Consider the following 243-nt stretch of genomic DNA (forward strand, 5'->3'; position numbering starts at 1 on the left):
TCACTAAGTATTTTACAGATAGATAATCCTATGCCAAAATTTCCACCGTTTGAAGCGGAACTGAAGAAGAAAGAAGCTGCGGATTTTAATTCTTCAGATGTAAAACCTACTCCATCATCTTGCATTGAAAAATACAAATAATCCTCTTTTTCTTTGATTGAAAATATAATTTCTTCATGTGAAAAGCGGAGTGCATTGTCAAAAATATTCTCTAAAACTTTTGATAACATCGCTTTATCTGTC

The 243-nt window shown here is 31.7% G+C and carries 1 protein-coding gene; it reads right to left on the reverse strand.

Going from position 1 to position 243, the window contains the following annotated elements; all coding sequences use genetic code 11:
- A partial coding sequence (locus NE637_RS15530) for an ATP-binding protein (protein ID WP_256267825.1) occupies positions 1–243 on the reverse strand: 243 nt, incomplete at both ends.

This window comes from Desulfovibrio desulfuricans (assembly GCF_024460775.1).
GTDB lineage: Bacteria > Desulfobacterota > Desulfovibrionia > Desulfovibrionales > Desulfovibrionaceae > Desulfovibrio > Desulfovibrio desulfuricans_E.